We start from the raw sequence: 15,729 nt of genomic DNA, 5'->3' as shown, positions 1-15,729 counted from the left end.
TCATGGTTCCCGAGATCAACTACTGGGCTGTTCTGCTGGCCACCGCGTCGAGCATGATCGTCGGCTCGATCTGGTACACGCCGAAGGTGTTCGGGACGCGGTGGTCGAAGCTCGCGAACGTCGACATGGACCGCCCCGCATCGAGCGCGACCATGGCCATCATCACCACGGTGATCGTGAGCTTCATCACGGCGTGGGTGCTCGCCGGGGCATCCGCCATCGCCTGGCACTTCTACGGCGGATCCTTCTTCTGGGGAGCGATCATCACCGCGGTCACGTTGTGGGCGGGCTTCACGGCCGCGCGCTTCATCACGCACGATGCGTTCGAGGGGCGCCCGACCGCGCTCACGACGCTCAACATCGCGCACGAGCTCGTGACGGTCGTCATCATGGGCGTACTCATCGGGGTGTGGCCGCCCGCGCTCGCCTGACGGTTCCGTGACCGTCCTCCGCTGCAGCGCGCCCGCGCTGCAGTTGACGCGGATCGCAACGAATTTCCCTGGCCCCGGGCCTTTCCCGATGCCTGGGAATATGCCAGTATTTCGCTGCGACGGTTTACTCCGCGCCCGCGGGCTCCCCCCGGCTCGCGGACGTATCCGAGAGGTCTCGATGTTCGGTCCGCTCCGCAGATCAGCCCCCTGGGCGGGCGCTGCCGCGCTCATCCTCGCCGGTGCGTTATCAGCAGGAGCCGTGGCCGCCGCGGAGCAGCCCGATCAGGGAGCCCTCCCGGACCCCACGCTCTCCGTCGCCCGCGCCTACGAGTTCCTGGACGCCAGGGTCGACGAGTTCTGTGACGGTGACGGGCACTGCCTCCCCCGCAGTTACCAGGGCGGATTCTTCACCACGCCGACGTGGGACTTCACTCCCTCGTTCGTCTACGACGATGCGCTGGTCGTGATCGCCTACACCGCGAGGGGGCTGCCGGACGACATCCGCCGTGCACGCACGATCGGCGACACCTTCCTGTTCCTGCAGGACAACGACCCGATCGGCGACGGCCGCACGCGCGCGTCCTACGAGCCGCACGGCATCCGACAGGGGCGGGTCGAGATCACGGGGCCCGGCACGTTCACGGGGAACCAGGCGTGGGTGGGGATGGCGCTCGCCCGGCTGTTCCATGCGACCGGCGATCAGAAGTACCTCGACGGTGCCGTCCAGGTCGCGCAGTGGATCCAGACCAACACGGCCGACACGGTACGTGCGCCCTACGGCTACACCGGCGGGCAGCTCGAGGACGGCACCTCGCTCGTGTGGAAGTCCACGGAGCACAACACCGACATCGCCGGCTTCTTCTCGCAGCTCGCCCAGCTCACCGGAGACACGGTATGGGCGGATCGTGCGGCCATCGCCGCGAACTTCGTCACGGCGATGCAGGCGGCAGACGGGCACGTCGACACCGGCACGCTTCTCGACGGCTCCACCGTCAACACCTACCCCGTGCCCCTCGATGCGCAGACGTGGAGCTACCTCGGCACCGGTGACGCACGCTACGGCGCCGCCCTCGACTGGACCCTCGCGCACCTCATCGCGACGGATGGTCCATACAGCGGTCCCTCGATCAGCGGCACCGACGTGTCGAAGGTCTGGTTCGAGGGGAGCGGCCACCTGGCGCTGTCGCTGAAGCTGCGCGCAGGTCAGGGTGATGCGGCGAGCGCGGAGTCGCTGCTGGCCGGCATCCGTCTGGCGCAACGCGACGCCCCGAACGGCGACGGGAAGGGCATCGTCGCGACGTCGACGGACGGCCTGGACTCCGGCTTCGGCGACCTCTATTACGCCAGCCTGCACACGGGCACGACCGCGTGGTACCTGCTCGCGGCAGCGGGGGACAACCCCTTCGCCCTGCCGGCCGACTGACCGCGCGGCGCCCGGTTGGCCGAGGAGACTACGCGGCGACGCGGGCGACCGCGGCGATCGCGCTCGCGAAGAAGCCGATGCCGTCGACACCGGAGCGCATCGCGACCGCGGTGTCGGGACCGAAGCCGGGCTCGACCGCGTGCTCGGGGTGCGGCATGAGCCCCACGACGTTTCCGGCCTCGTTGGTGAGACCCGCGATGTCGCGCAGGGAGCCGTTCGGGTTCACGCCCGCGTAGCGGAAGGCCACGAGCCCCTCGCCCTCGAGGCGGTCGAGCGTCTCGTCGTCGGCGATGTAGCCTCCGTCGCCGTTCTTCAGCGGGATCACGATCTCCTGGCCGGTGCGGAAGGTGTTCGTCCACGCGGTGTCGGAGTTCGCGACCGTGAGCTTCTGGTCGCGACGCACGAAGTGCTGGTGGTCGTTGCGGATCAGGCCGCCGGGCAGCAGGTGCGCCTCGACGAGCATCTGGAATCCGTTGCAGATGCCGAGCACGGGCATGCCCTTCGCCGCGGCATCCTTGACCTCGCTCATGATCGGCGACAGTGCGGCGATCGCACCGGCGCGCAGGTAGTCGCCGTAGCTGAAGCCGCCGGGGAGCACGAGTGCGTCGACGCCCTCGAGATCGTGCGAGCCGTGCCACAGCGCCACCGGCTCGGCACCGGCGATGCGCACCGCACGCTGAGCGTCGCGGTCGTCGAGCGAGCCGGGGAAGGTGACGACGCCGATGCGTGCGGTCATTCGACGACCTCGATGCCGACGACGTCCTCGATCACGGAGTTGGAGAGCACCTCGTCGGCGACGCGCTTCGCCTCGGCGAGCAGCTCGTCGGTGACCTCGCCCTCGACGGTGAGCTCGAAGCGCTTGCCGATGCGGACATCGGTGAAGCCCTCGACGCCGAGACGCGTGAACGCTCCGGAGACGGCCTTCCCCTGGGGGTCGAGCAGTTCGGGCTTGGGCATGACGTCGACGACGATGGTGGGCATCTTGATCCTCTTGGCGGCCGAAGGCCGCACCTCTCGGTCATTGAGCGACGAGCGCAGCGAGGAGTCGAAACGCCGGAAGTCGCGGGAAGCTGGCGCGCCCAGTCTACCGTCCCTCGCCGCACCCCTCCGCCGTGCGACGAGGCCCGTTGTGACGCCGAGTGCACGGGCTGTTGCCCAGTGCACGGGCTGTCGACGCGTGGATGCCGTGCACTCGACGCGATCCCGTCCGCTCGGCGAGAGCCGGCGGGCGCGCGCGGGCGCGTGGGCCGGCTACTCCGCGTGGAACACCGTGTGCAGGTCGCCGATCAGGTCGCGGCCGCCGAGGCCGTCGATCTCGAACAGCACCGAGATGCCGATGACGTGGCTGCCGAGCTGCTCGACCAGCTGGCGTCCTGCGGCGAGCGTGCCACCGGTCGCGAGCACGTCGTCGATGAGCAGCACGCGCGATCCGGCGGGCAGATCATCGTGCATCTCGATCGTCGCAGTGCCGTACTCGAGCGCGTAGTCGACGGATGCGGCGGGGCGGGGGAGCTTGCCCGCCTTGCGGATCGGGATGAGCCCGACCCCCGCGGCGATGGCAGCGGCGCCGGCCAGGATGAACCCGCGCGCCTCGATACCGGCGACGACGTCGAACTGCCCGGCGAACGGATCGAGGATCGCCTGGGTCGTGGCCTTCAGCGCCTCGGCGTCGGCGAGCAACGGCGTGATGTCGCGGAACACGATGCCGGGCTCGGGGTAGTCCGGGATGCTCCGGATCAGCGAGGCGGCGCGGGTGAGGGCGGGGGAGAGTTCGGCTTCGGGCACCGGGCAAGGTTACCCGCGTTCATAACTCCGGAGAAATGACGCCGTTCGGGTCGGAACTGCCCCGATCCGGGCGGATCGCCCCGGTTTTTGAGGAGTTGTGAACGCGAGACCCCGGTGCCGGCCCCCGATCCGCCCGGATGATCGTTCCGAGAACCGAGCATCAGGCACGCGCTTGACATCCGTGGGAGCGCTCCCATAGAGTGACTGCTCAGTTCGTGGGAGCGCTCCCACGAATCCCCGAAGCACCATCACCGCACGAAAACCCGCACAAAGGAGTGACTTGTGAACACACGTGCCCGCCGCCGGATCCTGACGATTGCCGCCGCGGCATCCGTATCCGCCCTCGCCCTCGCCGGCTGCTCTGCCAACACCGGCGGAACGGACGGGGCCGATGGCGACGAAGACGTCACGCTGACCGTGACCACCTTCGGCACCTTCGGCTACGAAGACCTGTACAAGGAGTACGAGAAGCTCCACCCGAGCGTGAAGATCGAGGCGACCAACATCGACACGGGTGGCAACGCCCGCACCGATGCCTTCACCAAGATCGCCGCCGGCTCCGGCCTCAGCGACATCGTCGCGATCGAGGAAGGCTGGCTCGGCGCGATCATGGACGTGTCCGACACCTTCGTCGACCTGCGCGACTACGGCATCGAGGACCGCAAGGATGACTGGGTCGACTGGAAGTACGGCCAGGCCACGGATGCCGAAGGTCGCGTGATCGGCTATGGCACCGACATCGGCCCCTCGGGCATCTGCTACAACGGTGCCGCGTTCGAGGCCGCAGGGCTGCCGAGCGACCGGGAGTCCGTTGCCGAGCTGCTGAACGGCGACTGGGAGAACTACTTCGCCGTCGGCGCCGACTACACCGCCAAGACCGGCAAAGCCTGGTACGACCACTCCGGCTTCGTCTGGAACGCCATGGTCAACCAGCTCGACGAGGGCTACTACACCGCCGACGGCGAGCTGAACGTCGAGGGCAACGCCGAGCTCAAGGAACGCTTCGAGCAGCTGGGCGCCGCGACCGAGGGCGGCCAGTCCGCCGCGCAGACCGCGTGGGACTGGAACGGCGGCAAGTCGTTCGTCGACGGCACCTTCGCGACCTTCGTGTGCCCCGGCTGGATGCTCGGTGTCGTGCAGGGGCAGGTCGAGGCCGGCGGCGGCGACGCCTCCACCGGCTGGGACTTCGCGGATGTCTTCCCCGGAGGAGCCGCGAACTGGGGTGGCGCATTCCTGTCGATCCCGGAGTCGTCCGAGCACAAGGAAGCGGCTGCCGAGCTCGCCGACTGGCTGACGCAGCCCGAGCAGCAGGTCAAGCAGTCCGCTGCCGCCGGCAACTTCCCGTCCACGATCAAGGCCCAGGAGACGCTGGCTGCAGACGCCACGCCGAACGCGTTCTTCAACGACGCTCCCACCGGAGCGATCCTCGCCGAACGTGCCAAGGGCGTCGTCGCACAGTTCAAGGGCGCGGATGACTCGGTCATCCAGGAGAACGTCTTCGGTCCGGCTCTGAGCAGCCTCGACCGCGGTGAGACCGACACCCAGGGCGCCTGGGATCAGGCCATCCAGCTGCTGAACGACCTGGTCGGCTGACATCCCCTCACTTCGACAGGCTCAGTGACCCATCCCGGGGCTCAGCCGCCTCGGCCACCGGGTTGCTGAGCCTGTCGAAGCACTGCACGGCCCCCTTCGACAAGTTCAGGGACCCAGGTTCGGACAAGCTCAGGGACCCAGGTTCCGCACAAGCTCAGGGACCCAGTACTCGCGTCAAGCAAGGAACGCACATGACTCTCACCGCGGAACGCCGCGCAACGGCATCCGACCCCGCTCCGGACGCCTCCGCGAAGCGCCCCTGGCGTCACCGGCTCTCCCGGTTCGACCAGAACGCCTCTCCGTACTTCTACATCTCGCCCTTCTTCCTGCTGTTCGGACTGGTGGGCCTGTTCCCGCTGCTGTACACGGTGTACGTGGCCGTGCACGACTGGGATCTGCTCAAGGGCGAGGGCGACTTCATCGGCGCCGGCAACTTCGTCAAGATCCTCGGCGACGCGATGTTCTGGAACTCGATCGGCAACACGCTGAGCATCTTCCTGCTCTCCGCCATCCCGCAGCTGGTGGTCGCCCTCGTGATCGCCTACCTGCTCGACCGGGGCCTGCGGGCGCCGACGTTCTGGCGCATGAGCGTGCTCATCCCGTTCGTGGTCACCCCCGTCGCGGTGGCGATCATCTTCTCGAGCATCTTCAACGAGGCGGACGGCCTGGCCAACAACCTCCTGAACCTCATCGGCATCGCCGACCAGGAGTGGAAGCACAACACCGCTCTGTCGCACATCGCTATCGCGGTCATGGTGAACTTCCGCTGGACGGGCTACAACGCCCTGATCCTCCTCGCCGCGATGCAGGCGGTGCCGCGCGACCTCTACGAATCCGCCGCCCTCGACGGCGCGGGTGCTGCACGCCGCTTCTTCTCGATCACGATCCCCACGATCCGTCCGACGCTGATCTTCGTGATCATCACCGCGACGATCGGCGGTCTGCAGATCTTCGCCGAACCCCGCCTGTTCGACGTCTCGACCGCTGGTGGCATCGGCGGCAGCGACCGGCAGTTCCAGACGACGGTGCTGTTCCTGTGGGAGCTGGCGTTCTTCCGCCGGAACCTCGGGGAGGCCTCGGCGGTCGCCATCCTGCTGTTCCTGCTGATCGTCGGGATCGGCGTGATCAACTTCCTGATCTCGCGCCGCATCTCCACCGGTGACGCCCCCAAGAACCGTGCGACCCGCCGCCGCGCTCGCACCACCACCCAGAAGGACGCACGATGACCGCCACCCAGGCACTGAGCGTGCCCGAGAAGATCCGCCGCCGTCGGAGCATGTCCGTCGGAACGGCCGGCATCGGCAGCCGGCCCGGCTTCCTCACCTACGGACTGCTGGCGGCCTTCATCATCGGCAGCGTCTATCCGCTGTGGTGGTCTGTGGTGGTGGCCAGCGGCACGAACGCGACCCGCGGCGAGACGCTGCCCCTGATCCCCGGGGGCAACTTCTTCGTGAACGCCGCGAAGGTGTTCGACGCGATCCCGTTCTGGCTGGCGCTGGGCAACTCGTTCCTCATCTCGTCGATCATCACGATCTCGGTCGTCACCTTCTCGACCCTCGCCGGCTACGCCTTCGCGAAGCTCAAGTTCAAGGGGCGCGAGGGGCTCATGGTCTTCGTCATCGCGACCATGGCGATCCCCACGCAGCTGGGCATCATCCCGCTGTTCATGCTGATGCGCGAGCTCGGCTGGACCGGGTCGATCGGTGCCGTGATCGTGCCGACGCTCGTCACCGCGTTCGGGGTGTTCTTCATGCGTCAGTACCTGGTCGACGTCATTCCCGACGAGCTGATCGAGGCGGCCAGGATGGACGGCGCGAACCAGTTCCGCACCTTCCTCACCGTCGGTATCCCCGCGGCGCGGCCGGCCATGGCGATCCTCGGACTCTTCACGTTCATGACCGCGTGGACGGACTACCTGTGGCCGCTCATCGTGCTCTCCCCGCAGAACCCGACGCTGCAGACCGCGCTCAGCCAGTTGCAGTCCGGCTACTACATCGACTACTCGATCGTGCTCGCCGGTGCGGTGCTCGCGACCCTTCCGCTTCTCGTGCTCTTCGTGGTCGCGGGGCGGCAGCTGGTCAGTGGCATCATGGCGGGCGCGGTGAAAGGATGACCTTCATGACCCGCCCCTTCGCCTCGAACTTCCTCTTCGGCGCCGCGACCGCCGCCTACCAGATCGAGGGCGCGGCCTTCGAGGACGGTCGCACCGCGTCGATCTGGGATGCGTTCTCGCGCGTGCCCGGTGCCGTGATCGGGGGCGACAACGGCGATGTGGCGTGCGACCACTACCACCGGTATGCGGATGACGTCGCGCTGATGGCCCGCCTCGGACTGCAGACCTACCGCTTCTCGACGTCGTGGTCGCGGGTGCGTCCGGACGGCGGCGCGGTGAACCCCGCCGGCGTCGACTTCTACGAGCGCCTGGTCGACTCGTTGCTCGACGCCGACATCCTGCCCTGGCTCACGCTGTACCACTGGGACATGCCGCAGGCCCTGCAGGAGAAGGGGGGATGGACGAACCGCGACACCGTCGACCGCTTCCTCGAGTACGCGGGCACCATGCACGACGCGCTGGGCGACCGCGTGAACGTGTGGACCACGCTGAACGAGCCGTGGTGCTCCTCCTTCCTCTCCTACACCGGCGGCGAGCACGCCCCGGGGCACACCAGCGTCGCCGAGGGGCTGCTCGCCTCGCATCACCTGCTGCTCGCCCACGGCGAGACGGTGCGCGAGCTGCGTCGTCGCGACTCCTCGCTCGACCTGGGGATCACCCTGAACCACACGGTCGCGGATGCGGCGGACCCGCAGAACGCCGGTGACCTCGACGCCGTGCGCCGCATCGACGGACAGTTCAACCGCTGGTTCCTCGACCCGATCTACCGGGGCGCGTACCCGGCCGACATCGTGGAGGACATCCGCGCGGTCGATGCGGATGCCGTCGCGCAGTTCGAGGCCGCGATCCACGAGGGCGACCTCGAGACCATCTCGCAGCACATCGACACCCAGGGTGTGAACTACTACCACGGCGACCTCCTGTCGGGCACGGCGCCGGCGGAGGCGGCCGTCGAGAGCGTGCCGGACACCGAGCGCAAGGTGCGCAGCCCGTATCCGTCGTTCGAGAACATCCACAACGTCGAGCGGGGCCTGCCCCGCACGGCGCAGAACTGGGAGGTGCAGCCCGAGGGGCTGACCCGCCTGCTGCAGCGCGTGTGGACCGAGTACGCCGAGCCCGCAGGCACCGTGCTCTACATGACCGAGAACGGTGCCGCCTACGACGACGTCGCGGTGGTGGAGGCGTCGTCGGAGCTCGATGACCGCGGAGAGACGCGCGTGCACGATGTCGAGCGCACCGAGTTCCTGCGCCTGCACCTGGGCGCCGTGCTGGATGCTGTGGACGCCGGCGTCGACGTGCGCGGCTACTTCTACTGGTCGCTGTTCGACAACTACGAGTGGGCCTGGGGCTACGACAAGCGCTTCGGCATCGTGCGGGTGGACTACGACACACAGGAGCGGAGCGTGAAGGACTCGGGCCGGGAGTACGCTCGCATCATCGCCGCACGCAGCCTCTGAGCTCGGGCGGCTCGGGTCCGGAGCATCCGGCCCGCTGTCGGATCAGAGGGAGAACTGTGTCGTCACGAGCGACCATCGAAGAGGTGGCTTCCGCTGCCGGGGTGTCCCGGTCGACCGTGTCGCGTGTGGTCAACGGCTCGACGGCCGTGAGCCCTGAGGCGCTGATCGCGGTGCGCAGCGCGATCGAGCGGCTGAGCTACGTGCCCAACCGTGCGGCGCGCTCGCTCGCATCGAACCAGACGCAGGCGATCGCCCTGATCATCCCGGAGGACACGACGCGCGTCTTCGGCGACCCGTTCTTCGCGGCCATCATCGCCGGTATCACGGGAGTGCTGCGCAACTCCGACTACCTGCTGAACCTGCTCATCGCGAGCGATGACCCTGGCGACAAGATGACGAGCTTCGTGCGCAACGGCGGTGTCGACGGCGCGCTGATCGTGTCGCACCACACGAGTGACGCCTACATCGAGCGGATCGCCGACGCGATCCCCGTGGTCTACGGCGGGCGCCGGCGCGAGGGCGACTACGTCGTCGACGTCGACAACGTCCTCGGTGCCAGAGCGGCGACAGGACGCCTGATCGACATCGGCCGCACCCGCATCGCCACGATCTCGGGGACGCCCACCATGCTCTCGTCGAGAGACCGTATGCAGGGCTTCCGCGATGCGCTGGCAGACGCCGGGCTCGCCCCGTTCGCCGAGGAGGCCGGCGACTACAGCGAGGCGAGCGGGGTGGATGCCGCGCGGCGCATCCTCGCAGCGGGCAGGCCGGACGGGATCTTCGTGGCGAGCGACCTCATGGCGCGTGGCGCGCTGACCGTGCTCCGTGCCGCAGGCCTGCGGGTGCCGGAGGATGTCGCTCTGGTCGGATTCGATGATTCCTCCGTCGCCACCACCACCGACCCGCAGCTCACCACGATGCGCCAGCCCATGTATGCGCAGGGCGAGGCCATGGCGAGCGTGCTGCTGTCGCGTCTGGGCGGCGGAGACCCGCCGCACACCACGATCCTGCCCACCGAGCTGGTGGTGCGCGCCTCGGCGTGAGCGCGTCTCGGCGCGCGTCGAGACCCCACCCGGCGGGGTATGGAACACGGGACCGGCCCTGTCGCCCCTCCGGACAGGAACGGTCCCGTGCGTCTGTGGCCGCGGCACCGCCGGATCTTCGCAGCGGTGGCCGGCGACCGGTCGAACGTCGTCATGCCCCCCGGCGTGACGCAGATTCTTAGGCTGAAGAAACGTTCAGTCATTAATCTATAGGGCAGGTAGCCAAACCGGAAGTCGGTCGATGCCGGAGAAAGAGGTGATCGTGGCGCGCTCCGAAGAGCAGAACCGCCTCGCCCGCGAGCGGGCGCGTGAGCTGATCCTCGAATCCGCGATCGAACTGTTCGCCGAACGGGGTGTCTCCGGTGCCAGCATCGCCGAGATCACGCGACGGGCCGGGGTCGCTCAGGGCCTGGTGAACTATCACTTCGGCGGCAAGGAGCAGTTGATCGCCGCCGTGTTCGACGGATGGTTCGACGCACTGTTCGGCCTTCCCTCCGTCGACGGAACGGCCGATGAGCGCCTGGCGGGGCTGATCGACACCGTCATCATGGCGACGGGCTACGCACTGCCGCTGCAGCGCGCGGTGCTGGCGATGCAGCTGCAGCCGTCGACCCACCGCCTGTTCGCTGAGGCGGAGGAACGCTACGGTGATCGCGCGTCGACGGCCGAGGAGTCGGTGCGCGACATGTTCCGCGAGCGGGGGGCGGCTGATCCCGAGGTCGAGGAGATCATGCTGCGCAGCACGCTCGAAGGCATCCTGGTGAAGTCCGCGGTGTACGGGGCGACGTTCCCGCTCGAGGATGCGCGTCGCTGGATGTACCGCAACTATGCGCTCCCCGAACCCGCGGGTCCCCTGCCGCTCGACGCCCCTTCGCGCGCGAAGCCGATCCGGCTGCGGGCGATGGGCGCGGTGCGCGAGCCGTTGAGCTGAGGGCCCGCGGACGCGCTCCCTGAGCCTTCGTGCGCTGTCGGGCGGGCCGCAATCTCGGACCCATGCATGTTCTGCGGCCTCCTGGGCGGTGGATGGCCGCAGAAGGCGTGCGCTTCCGAAATCTCGGCACGGCGCGGATGCCTGCGGCCGCCGGACGCAGCGATCCCGGATGCCACGAGCCAGGCATCCGGGATCGGTTCTGCGGTGTGCCGATCAGGCGGGGTCGCCGCCGAGGGGGCCGACCGCTTCGAGCGGCTTCGGGTCGTCTGCGCCGGTCTTGCGGGCCCGGGCGATCAGGTTGCCCAGGTGGTAGATGAGAAGAGCTGCGACGGTGCCCAGCACGATGCCGCCGAACGCGAAGTCGCCGAGCTGCATCGAGAACCCGGCGATGCCGATGACCAGCGAGACCGCGGCGGTGTACTGGTTCACCGGACGCGAGAAGTCCACCTTGCTGTCGACCCAGATCTTGATGCCGATGATGCCGATGAGGCCGTAGAGCGCGGTGGTCGCGCCGCCGAGCACGCCGGCGGGGATCGAGTTGAAGACCTCGCCGACCTTCGGGGAGAACGCGAGCAGGATCGCGAAGAGCCCGGCCACCCAGTACACGGCGGTGGAGTACACGCGGGTCGCCGCCATGACGCCGATGTTCTCGCCGTAGGTGGTGGTGCCGGAGCCACCGAAGCCGCCGGCGATGGTGGTGGCCACGCCGTCCGCGATGAGCGCGCGGCCGGTGTGCTTGTTGATCGCGGGGTCCTCGGTCATGGTGGCGACGCCACGCACGTGGCCCACGTTCTCGGCGACGAGCACGAGCACGACGGGCAGGAACATCGCGATCGTCGACCAGGTGCCGGGGGCGATGAAGTCGGGCAGCTGGAAGTGCGGCAGGCCGATCCACGGCGCCTCGGCGATGAGCTCGGAGGGGGTCTTGCCGCCGCGCAGTGCGTTGGGCACCTCGAACGAACCGGTGAATGCGGCGTAGATGAACCCGACCGCGACGCCGAGGAAGATCGAGATCCGTCCCAGGAAACCGCGGAACAGCACGGCGAACAGGATGATCGCGACGAGGGTGATCGTGGCGGTGACCGGGTCGAGCTGGAAGTTGTTCCAGGCGGTCGGGGCGAGGTTGAAGCCGATCAGGGCGACGATCGCGCCGGCGACCACCGGGGGCATCAGTGCGTCGACCCAGCGGAGCCCGGCGAACTGCACGACCAGGCCGACGACCGTGAGCAGGATGCCGACCGCGACCACGCCGGCAAGAGCGGAGCCGGTGCCGCCCGCGGCGACCGCGGCGGTGATCGGGGCGATGAACGCGAACGAGGAGCCGAGGTAGCTGGGCAGCTGGTTCTTGGTGATGAGCAGGAAGATCAGCGTGCCGACACCGCTGAACAGCAGCGTGGTCGAGACGGGGAAACCGGTGAGCGTCGGCACCAGGAACGTGGCGCCGAACATCGCGATCACGTGCTGCAGGCCGATCGCGATCGTGGCGGGCCAGTTCAGGCGCTCATCGGGACGGACGACGGCGCCGGGCTCGACGGTGCGGCCGTCTCCGTGCAGTTTCCACAGGGCCATGCGGGCTCCTCAGGTTCGGGGGATGTCGGGAGTGCTGGAGCAACCCTATCGATTCCTGAGTTTTCCCTGGGTGCCCGTCGTCTCGTCCCTGCGCTCCTCGCTCAGGAACCACCCTTCGTCTCGTCGATGCGCTCCTCGCTCAGGAACTGCGGGTGTCCGCACCGCATGGAGCGAGACGAAGGGCGTCAGACGCCGAGGCGGGCGAGCAGCTCGCGGTAGCGGTCGGCCGTACGGCCGACGATGTCGTCGGGGAGCAGCGGGGGCTCGCCCTGCTTGTCCCAGTTCGCGGCGAGCCAGTCGCGCACGATCTGCTTGTCGAAGCTCGCCATCCGCTCGCTCGGAGTGGCGCCGGTCTTCCAGGCCTCCGCGTCCCAGTAGCGCGAGGAGTCGCTCGTGAGCACCTCGTCGGCCAGGCGCAGCACGCCGTCGGCATCCGTCCCGAATTCGAACTTGGTGTCGGCGAGGATCAGGCCCTTCTCCTCGGCGATCGCGGCGGCGCGGGAGTAGATCGACAGCGAGGCGTCGCGCAGCTCGTTCGCCCGCTCGGCGCCGACCAGCTCCACGGTCTGCTCGAACGTGATGTTCTCGTCGTGCTCGCCCATCGGCGCCTTGTACGCGGGGGTGAAGAGCGGCTCGGGAAGGCGGTCGCCGTTCTGCAGGCCGGCGGGGAGGGGGATGCCGCAGACGGTGCCGCTCTCGGTGTACTCGGCCCAACCGGACCCGGTGATGTATCCACGCACGACGCACTCGATGGGCAGCATCTCGAGCGACTGGGCGAGCATGGCGCGGTCGGCGACGGAGGCGGGGAGCTCGCCATCGGCGAGGTGGTTGGGCACGTCATCCAGCTGCGAGAACCACCAGCGGCTCAGGCCGGTGAGCAGGGCGCCCTTCTCGGGGATGCCGGGGGAGAGCACGAAGTCGAAGGCGCTGACCCGGTCGCTCGCCACGACGAGGATGCGGGTGTCTGCCGGATCCTCCGAGGCGTACAGATCGCGGACCTTGCCCGAGTAGATGTGCCGCCATCCGGGGATGCTCTGTGCCGTGCCTTCTGAAGGAGTGCTCACCCGCCCATTATCCCGGTGATCCGACCCGCTCCGTGGCCCCGTGTCGTCCTCGGCGGGAGCGGATCTCCCAGAGGCGGTTGACCCCTCTGCAGGAACAGGCGTATAGTCCACGTGGACTAATTGGGATGGAGTAGGTGATGAAGGACCCGGTGGACACGTTGACGCCCATGGGAGTGATGGTGCTCGCGCTGCTGCGTGAGAGCGACATGCACCCCTACGAGATGGTGCGTCTGCTGCGCGCGCGGCACGACGATCGGCTCCTCACGATCACCAACGGCACGCTGTATCACACGGTCTCACGCCTGCAGAAGGCCGGGCTGCTCGACGAGGTGGGCATCGACCGCGAGGGCAACCGTCCCGAGCGCACGACGTACACGCTGACGGATGCCGGGCGCTGTGCCGTGATCGCCTGGGTGCAGCGCGAGCTGCCCCGGATCGATCGCCCCACCGACTTCCGCATCGCGCTCGCCGAAGCGCACAACCTCGAACGAGACGATGTGGTCGCGCTGCTCGGTGAACGCCGCATCGCGCTCGTCGAGGAGCACGCGCTGCATCGCGACGGCCTCGTCAGGGCCAGGGCCAAGGACGTCCCCGCCCAGGTCCTCGTCGAGATCGAGCGCCAAGAGGTGCTCCTCGACGCCGAGCTGCGCTGGCTCGACTCCCTTCTCTCCCGCCTCGACGCCGACAGCCTCCCCTGGGGGCCCTCGGCGTTCCCCGACTCAGACCGCTATCTCGCTCAGCGAAAGGCTGCACAGCAATGACCGACTCACGCCAGAAGGCCGGCCCCGACACCGGCCCCTTCGCCGTAGGGCAGACGCCGAAGAGCCCCTGGCCCGCCCTCTGGGCACTCGTCATCGGATTCTTCATGATCCTCGTCGACACCACGATCGTGTCGGTGGCGAACCCGGCGATCAAGGCCGCGCTCGACCCGAACACCAACAACCTCGACAACGTCGTGTGGGTGACCAGCGCCTATCTGCTGACCTATGCCGTGCCGCTGCTGATCACCGGGCGTCTCGGTGACCGCTTCGGCCCGAAGAACATCTACCTGATCGGTCTCGCGATCTTCACCGCCGCTTCGCTCTGGTGCGGTCTGTCGAGCTCTCTCGAAGGACTGATCGCCGCTCGCGCGGTGCAGGGGCTCGGCGCGGCGTTCATGACGCCGCAGACCATGGCCGTCATCACCCGCACGTTCCCGCCGAACCGCCGCGGTGCGGCCATGGGCCTGTGGGGTGCCACGGCCGGTGTTGCGACGCTGGTCGGGCCGCTGCTCGGCGGCGTGCTGGTCGACGGTCTCGGGTGGGAGTGGATCTTCTTCGTCAACGTGCCGGTGGGTGTGATCGCCTTCATCGCCGCCTGGATCCTGGTGCCCAAGCTCAAGACGCATCCGCACCGCTTCGACATCCTCGGCGTCGCGCTCAGCGCCGTCGCGATCTTCCTGGTGGTGTTCGGCCTGCAGGAGGGAGAGAAGTACGACTGGGGCGTCATCTGGGGGCCCATCTCGGTCTGGGGCTTGATCATCGCCGGCATCGTCGTGCTCGCACTGTTCGTCGTGCAGCAGTGGAAGACCAAGAGCGAGGCTCTCGTGCCGCTCGAACTCTTCCGCGACCGCAACTTCTCCGGCGCCAACATCGCGATCGCCACGGTCGGCTTCGCGGTGACGAGCATGTCGCTGCCCCTGATGTTCTTCCTGCAGATCGCCCGGGGGCTCACCCCGACCGAGGCCGCGCTGCTGATGATCCCGATGGCGGTGTTCTCGGGCGTGCTCGCGCCACTTGCCGGGAAGATCCTCGACCGCACCGATCCGCGTCTGATCCTCATCCCCGGACTGATCTTCTTCGCCGCGGCACTGCTCTGGTACTCGGCGCTGGTGAACATGGACACCGAGATCTGGATGTTCCTGTTCCCGTCCGCACTCCTGGGCATCGGCAGCGCCGGCATGTGGGGTCCGCTGGCGACGACCGCCACCCGGATGCTCCCGATGCGCCAGGCCGGTGCCGGTGCGGGCATTTACAACACCACCCGCACGATCGGCTCCGTCGTCGGTTCCGCCGCGATCGCGACCTTCATGCAGGCGCGGCTCGAGGCGAACCTTCCGGGCATGGGCGATGCCACCGGTTCCATCAGCTCGGGGGGAACGCTTCCGGCCCCCGTCGCCGAGGGCTTCGCGGCCGCCATGTCGCAGGCCATCCTGCTGCCGGCCAGCGTGATCGTGATCGGACTGATCGCGGCGCTGTTCCTGCGTGGCGCTCCGCAGAAGCGCCCCACCGCGGCCGAGGTTCCTGCCCCGGCATCCGCACCCGCTCCGGCGGAGTGACCG

General features: G+C 68.4%; 15 protein-coding genes. 10 read left to right on the top strand and 5 right to left on the bottom strand.

All coding sequences use genetic code 11. The features are described from left to right. Window positions 1-2: 2 nt before the first annotated feature. Both ACIOVG_RS05565 and ACIOVG_RS05560 read left to right on the top strand, forming a co-directional pair. The gene (locus tag ACIOVG_RS05565; RefSeq protein ID WP_400869967.1) at window positions 3-431 is read left to right on the top strand and encodes a DUF1761 domain-containing protein; all 429 of its coding nucleotides are present in this window, start codon (window positions 3-5) and stop codon (window positions 429-431) included. 178 nt (window positions 432-609) lie between these two features. After that, the gene (locus ACIOVG_RS05560) at window positions 610-1,854 is read left to right on the top strand and encodes a hypothetical protein (RefSeq protein WP_400869964.1); all 1,245 of its coding nucleotides are present in this window, start codon (window positions 610-612) and stop codon (window positions 1,852-1,854) included. Window positions 1,855-1,882: 28 nt separating this feature from the next. Here the strand turns inward: ACIOVG_RS05560 and purQ are convergent, their stop codons facing one another. From purQ to ACIOVG_RS05545, 3 genes are all read right to left on the bottom strand, one after another. Continuing rightward, entirely contained in the window at window positions 1,883-2,590 is a 708-nt protein-coding gene (purQ, locus tag ACIOVG_RS05555) for a phosphoribosylformylglycinamidine synthase subunit PurQ (RefSeq protein ID WP_363557848.1), read from the bottom strand. Next, window positions 2,587-2,835 (bottom strand): phosphoribosylformylglycinamidine synthase subunit PurS, encoded by a 249-nt coding sequence (purS, locus tag ACIOVG_RS05550; RefSeq protein WP_141874191.1) that lies wholly within the window; start codon window positions 2,833-2,835, stop codon window positions 2,587-2,589. The genes purQ and purS overlap by 4 nt, the downstream gene beginning before the upstream one ends. 270 nt (window positions 2,836-3,105) lie before the next feature. Further along, window positions 3,106-3,639, bottom strand: a complete 534-nt coding sequence (locus tag ACIOVG_RS05545) for an adenine phosphoribosyltransferase (RefSeq protein ID WP_400869960.1) — start codon at window positions 3,637-3,639, stop codon at window positions 3,106-3,108. Between the two features lie 282 nt (window positions 3,640-3,921). Between ACIOVG_RS05545 and ACIOVG_RS05540 the strand changes: the two genes are divergently transcribed. From ACIOVG_RS05540 to ACIOVG_RS05515, 6 genes are all read left to right on the top strand, one after another. Further along, window positions 3,922-5,232, top strand: coding sequence for an ABC transporter substrate-binding protein (locus ACIOVG_RS05540; protein ID WP_400869957.1), 1,311 nt, complete (start codon window positions 3,922-3,924; stop codon window positions 5,230-5,232). Window positions 5,233-5,423: 191 nt separating this feature from the next. Then, window positions 5,424-6,458: a carbohydrate ABC transporter permease gene (locus tag ACIOVG_RS05535; RefSeq protein WP_400869955.1), complete on the top strand. Its 1,035-nt coding sequence runs from the start codon at window positions 5,424-5,426 to the stop codon at window positions 6,456-6,458. Continuing rightward, window positions 6,455-7,345 (top strand): carbohydrate ABC transporter permease, encoded by an 891-nt coding sequence (locus ACIOVG_RS05530; RefSeq protein ID WP_400869953.1) that lies wholly within the window; start codon window positions 6,455-6,457, stop codon window positions 7,343-7,345. Before ACIOVG_RS05535 ends, ACIOVG_RS05530 begins: the two co-directional genes overlap by 4 nt. A gap of 5 nt (window positions 7,346-7,350) precedes the next feature. After that, complete coding sequence (locus tag ACIOVG_RS05525) at window positions 7,351-8,802, top strand: GH1 family beta-glucosidase (protein WP_400869950.1); 1,452 nt, start codon at window positions 7,351-7,353, stop codon at window positions 8,800-8,802. Between the two features lie 56 nt (window positions 8,803-8,858). Then, a complete protein-coding gene (locus tag ACIOVG_RS05520) occupies window positions 8,859-9,845 on the top strand; it encodes a LacI family DNA-binding transcriptional regulator (protein ID WP_400869947.1) in 987 nt (328 codons plus the stop codon). A 262-nt stretch (window positions 9,846-10,107) separates the two neighbouring features. Then, window positions 10,108-10,776, top strand: coding sequence for a TetR/AcrR family transcriptional regulator (locus ACIOVG_RS05515; protein ID WP_400869943.1), 669 nt, complete (start codon window positions 10,108-10,110; stop codon window positions 10,774-10,776). A 213-nt stretch (window positions 10,777-10,989) separates the two neighbouring features. Here ACIOVG_RS05515 and ACIOVG_RS05510 read toward each other — a convergent pair whose 3' ends face one another. Together ACIOVG_RS05510 and ACIOVG_RS05505 are read right to left on the bottom strand one after the other, a co-directional pair. Continuing rightward, window positions 10,990-12,345 carry a uracil-xanthine permease family protein gene (locus ACIOVG_RS05510; RefSeq protein WP_400869941.1) on the bottom strand — a complete coding sequence of 452 codons (1,356 nt, stop codon included), beginning with the start codon at window positions 12,343-12,345 and terminating at the stop codon, window positions 10,990-10,992. Window positions 12,346-12,530: 185 nt separating this feature from the next. Continuing rightward, window positions 12,531-13,409: a phosphoribosylaminoimidazolesuccinocarboxamide synthase gene (locus tag ACIOVG_RS05505; RefSeq protein ID WP_400869938.1), complete on the bottom strand. Its 879-nt coding sequence runs from the start codon at window positions 13,407-13,409 to the stop codon at window positions 12,531-12,533. A gap of 137 nt (window positions 13,410-13,546) precedes the next feature. Between ACIOVG_RS05505 and ACIOVG_RS05500 the strand changes: the two genes are divergently transcribed. Continuing rightward, complete coding sequence (locus ACIOVG_RS05500) at window positions 13,547-14,170, top strand: PadR family transcriptional regulator (RefSeq protein ID WP_400869936.1); 624 nt, start codon at window positions 13,547-13,549, stop codon at window positions 14,168-14,170. Beyond that, window positions 14,167-15,726, top strand: a complete 1,560-nt coding sequence (locus tag ACIOVG_RS05495) for a DHA2 family efflux MFS transporter permease subunit (RefSeq protein ID WP_400869934.1) — start codon at window positions 14,167-14,169, stop codon at window positions 15,724-15,726. The genes ACIOVG_RS05500 and ACIOVG_RS05495 overlap by 4 nt, the downstream gene beginning before the upstream one ends. Window positions 15,727-15,729 lie beyond the last annotated feature (3 nt).

This window comes from Microbacterium sp. NPDC087591, assembly GCF_044743625.1.
In the GTDB taxonomy this organism is placed as follows: domain Bacteria; phylum Actinomycetota; class Actinomycetes; order Actinomycetales; family Microbacteriaceae; genus Microbacterium.
Note: the sequence above shows the minus strand (reverse complement) of the source record. Positions and strands in the feature narration are given on the sequence as shown.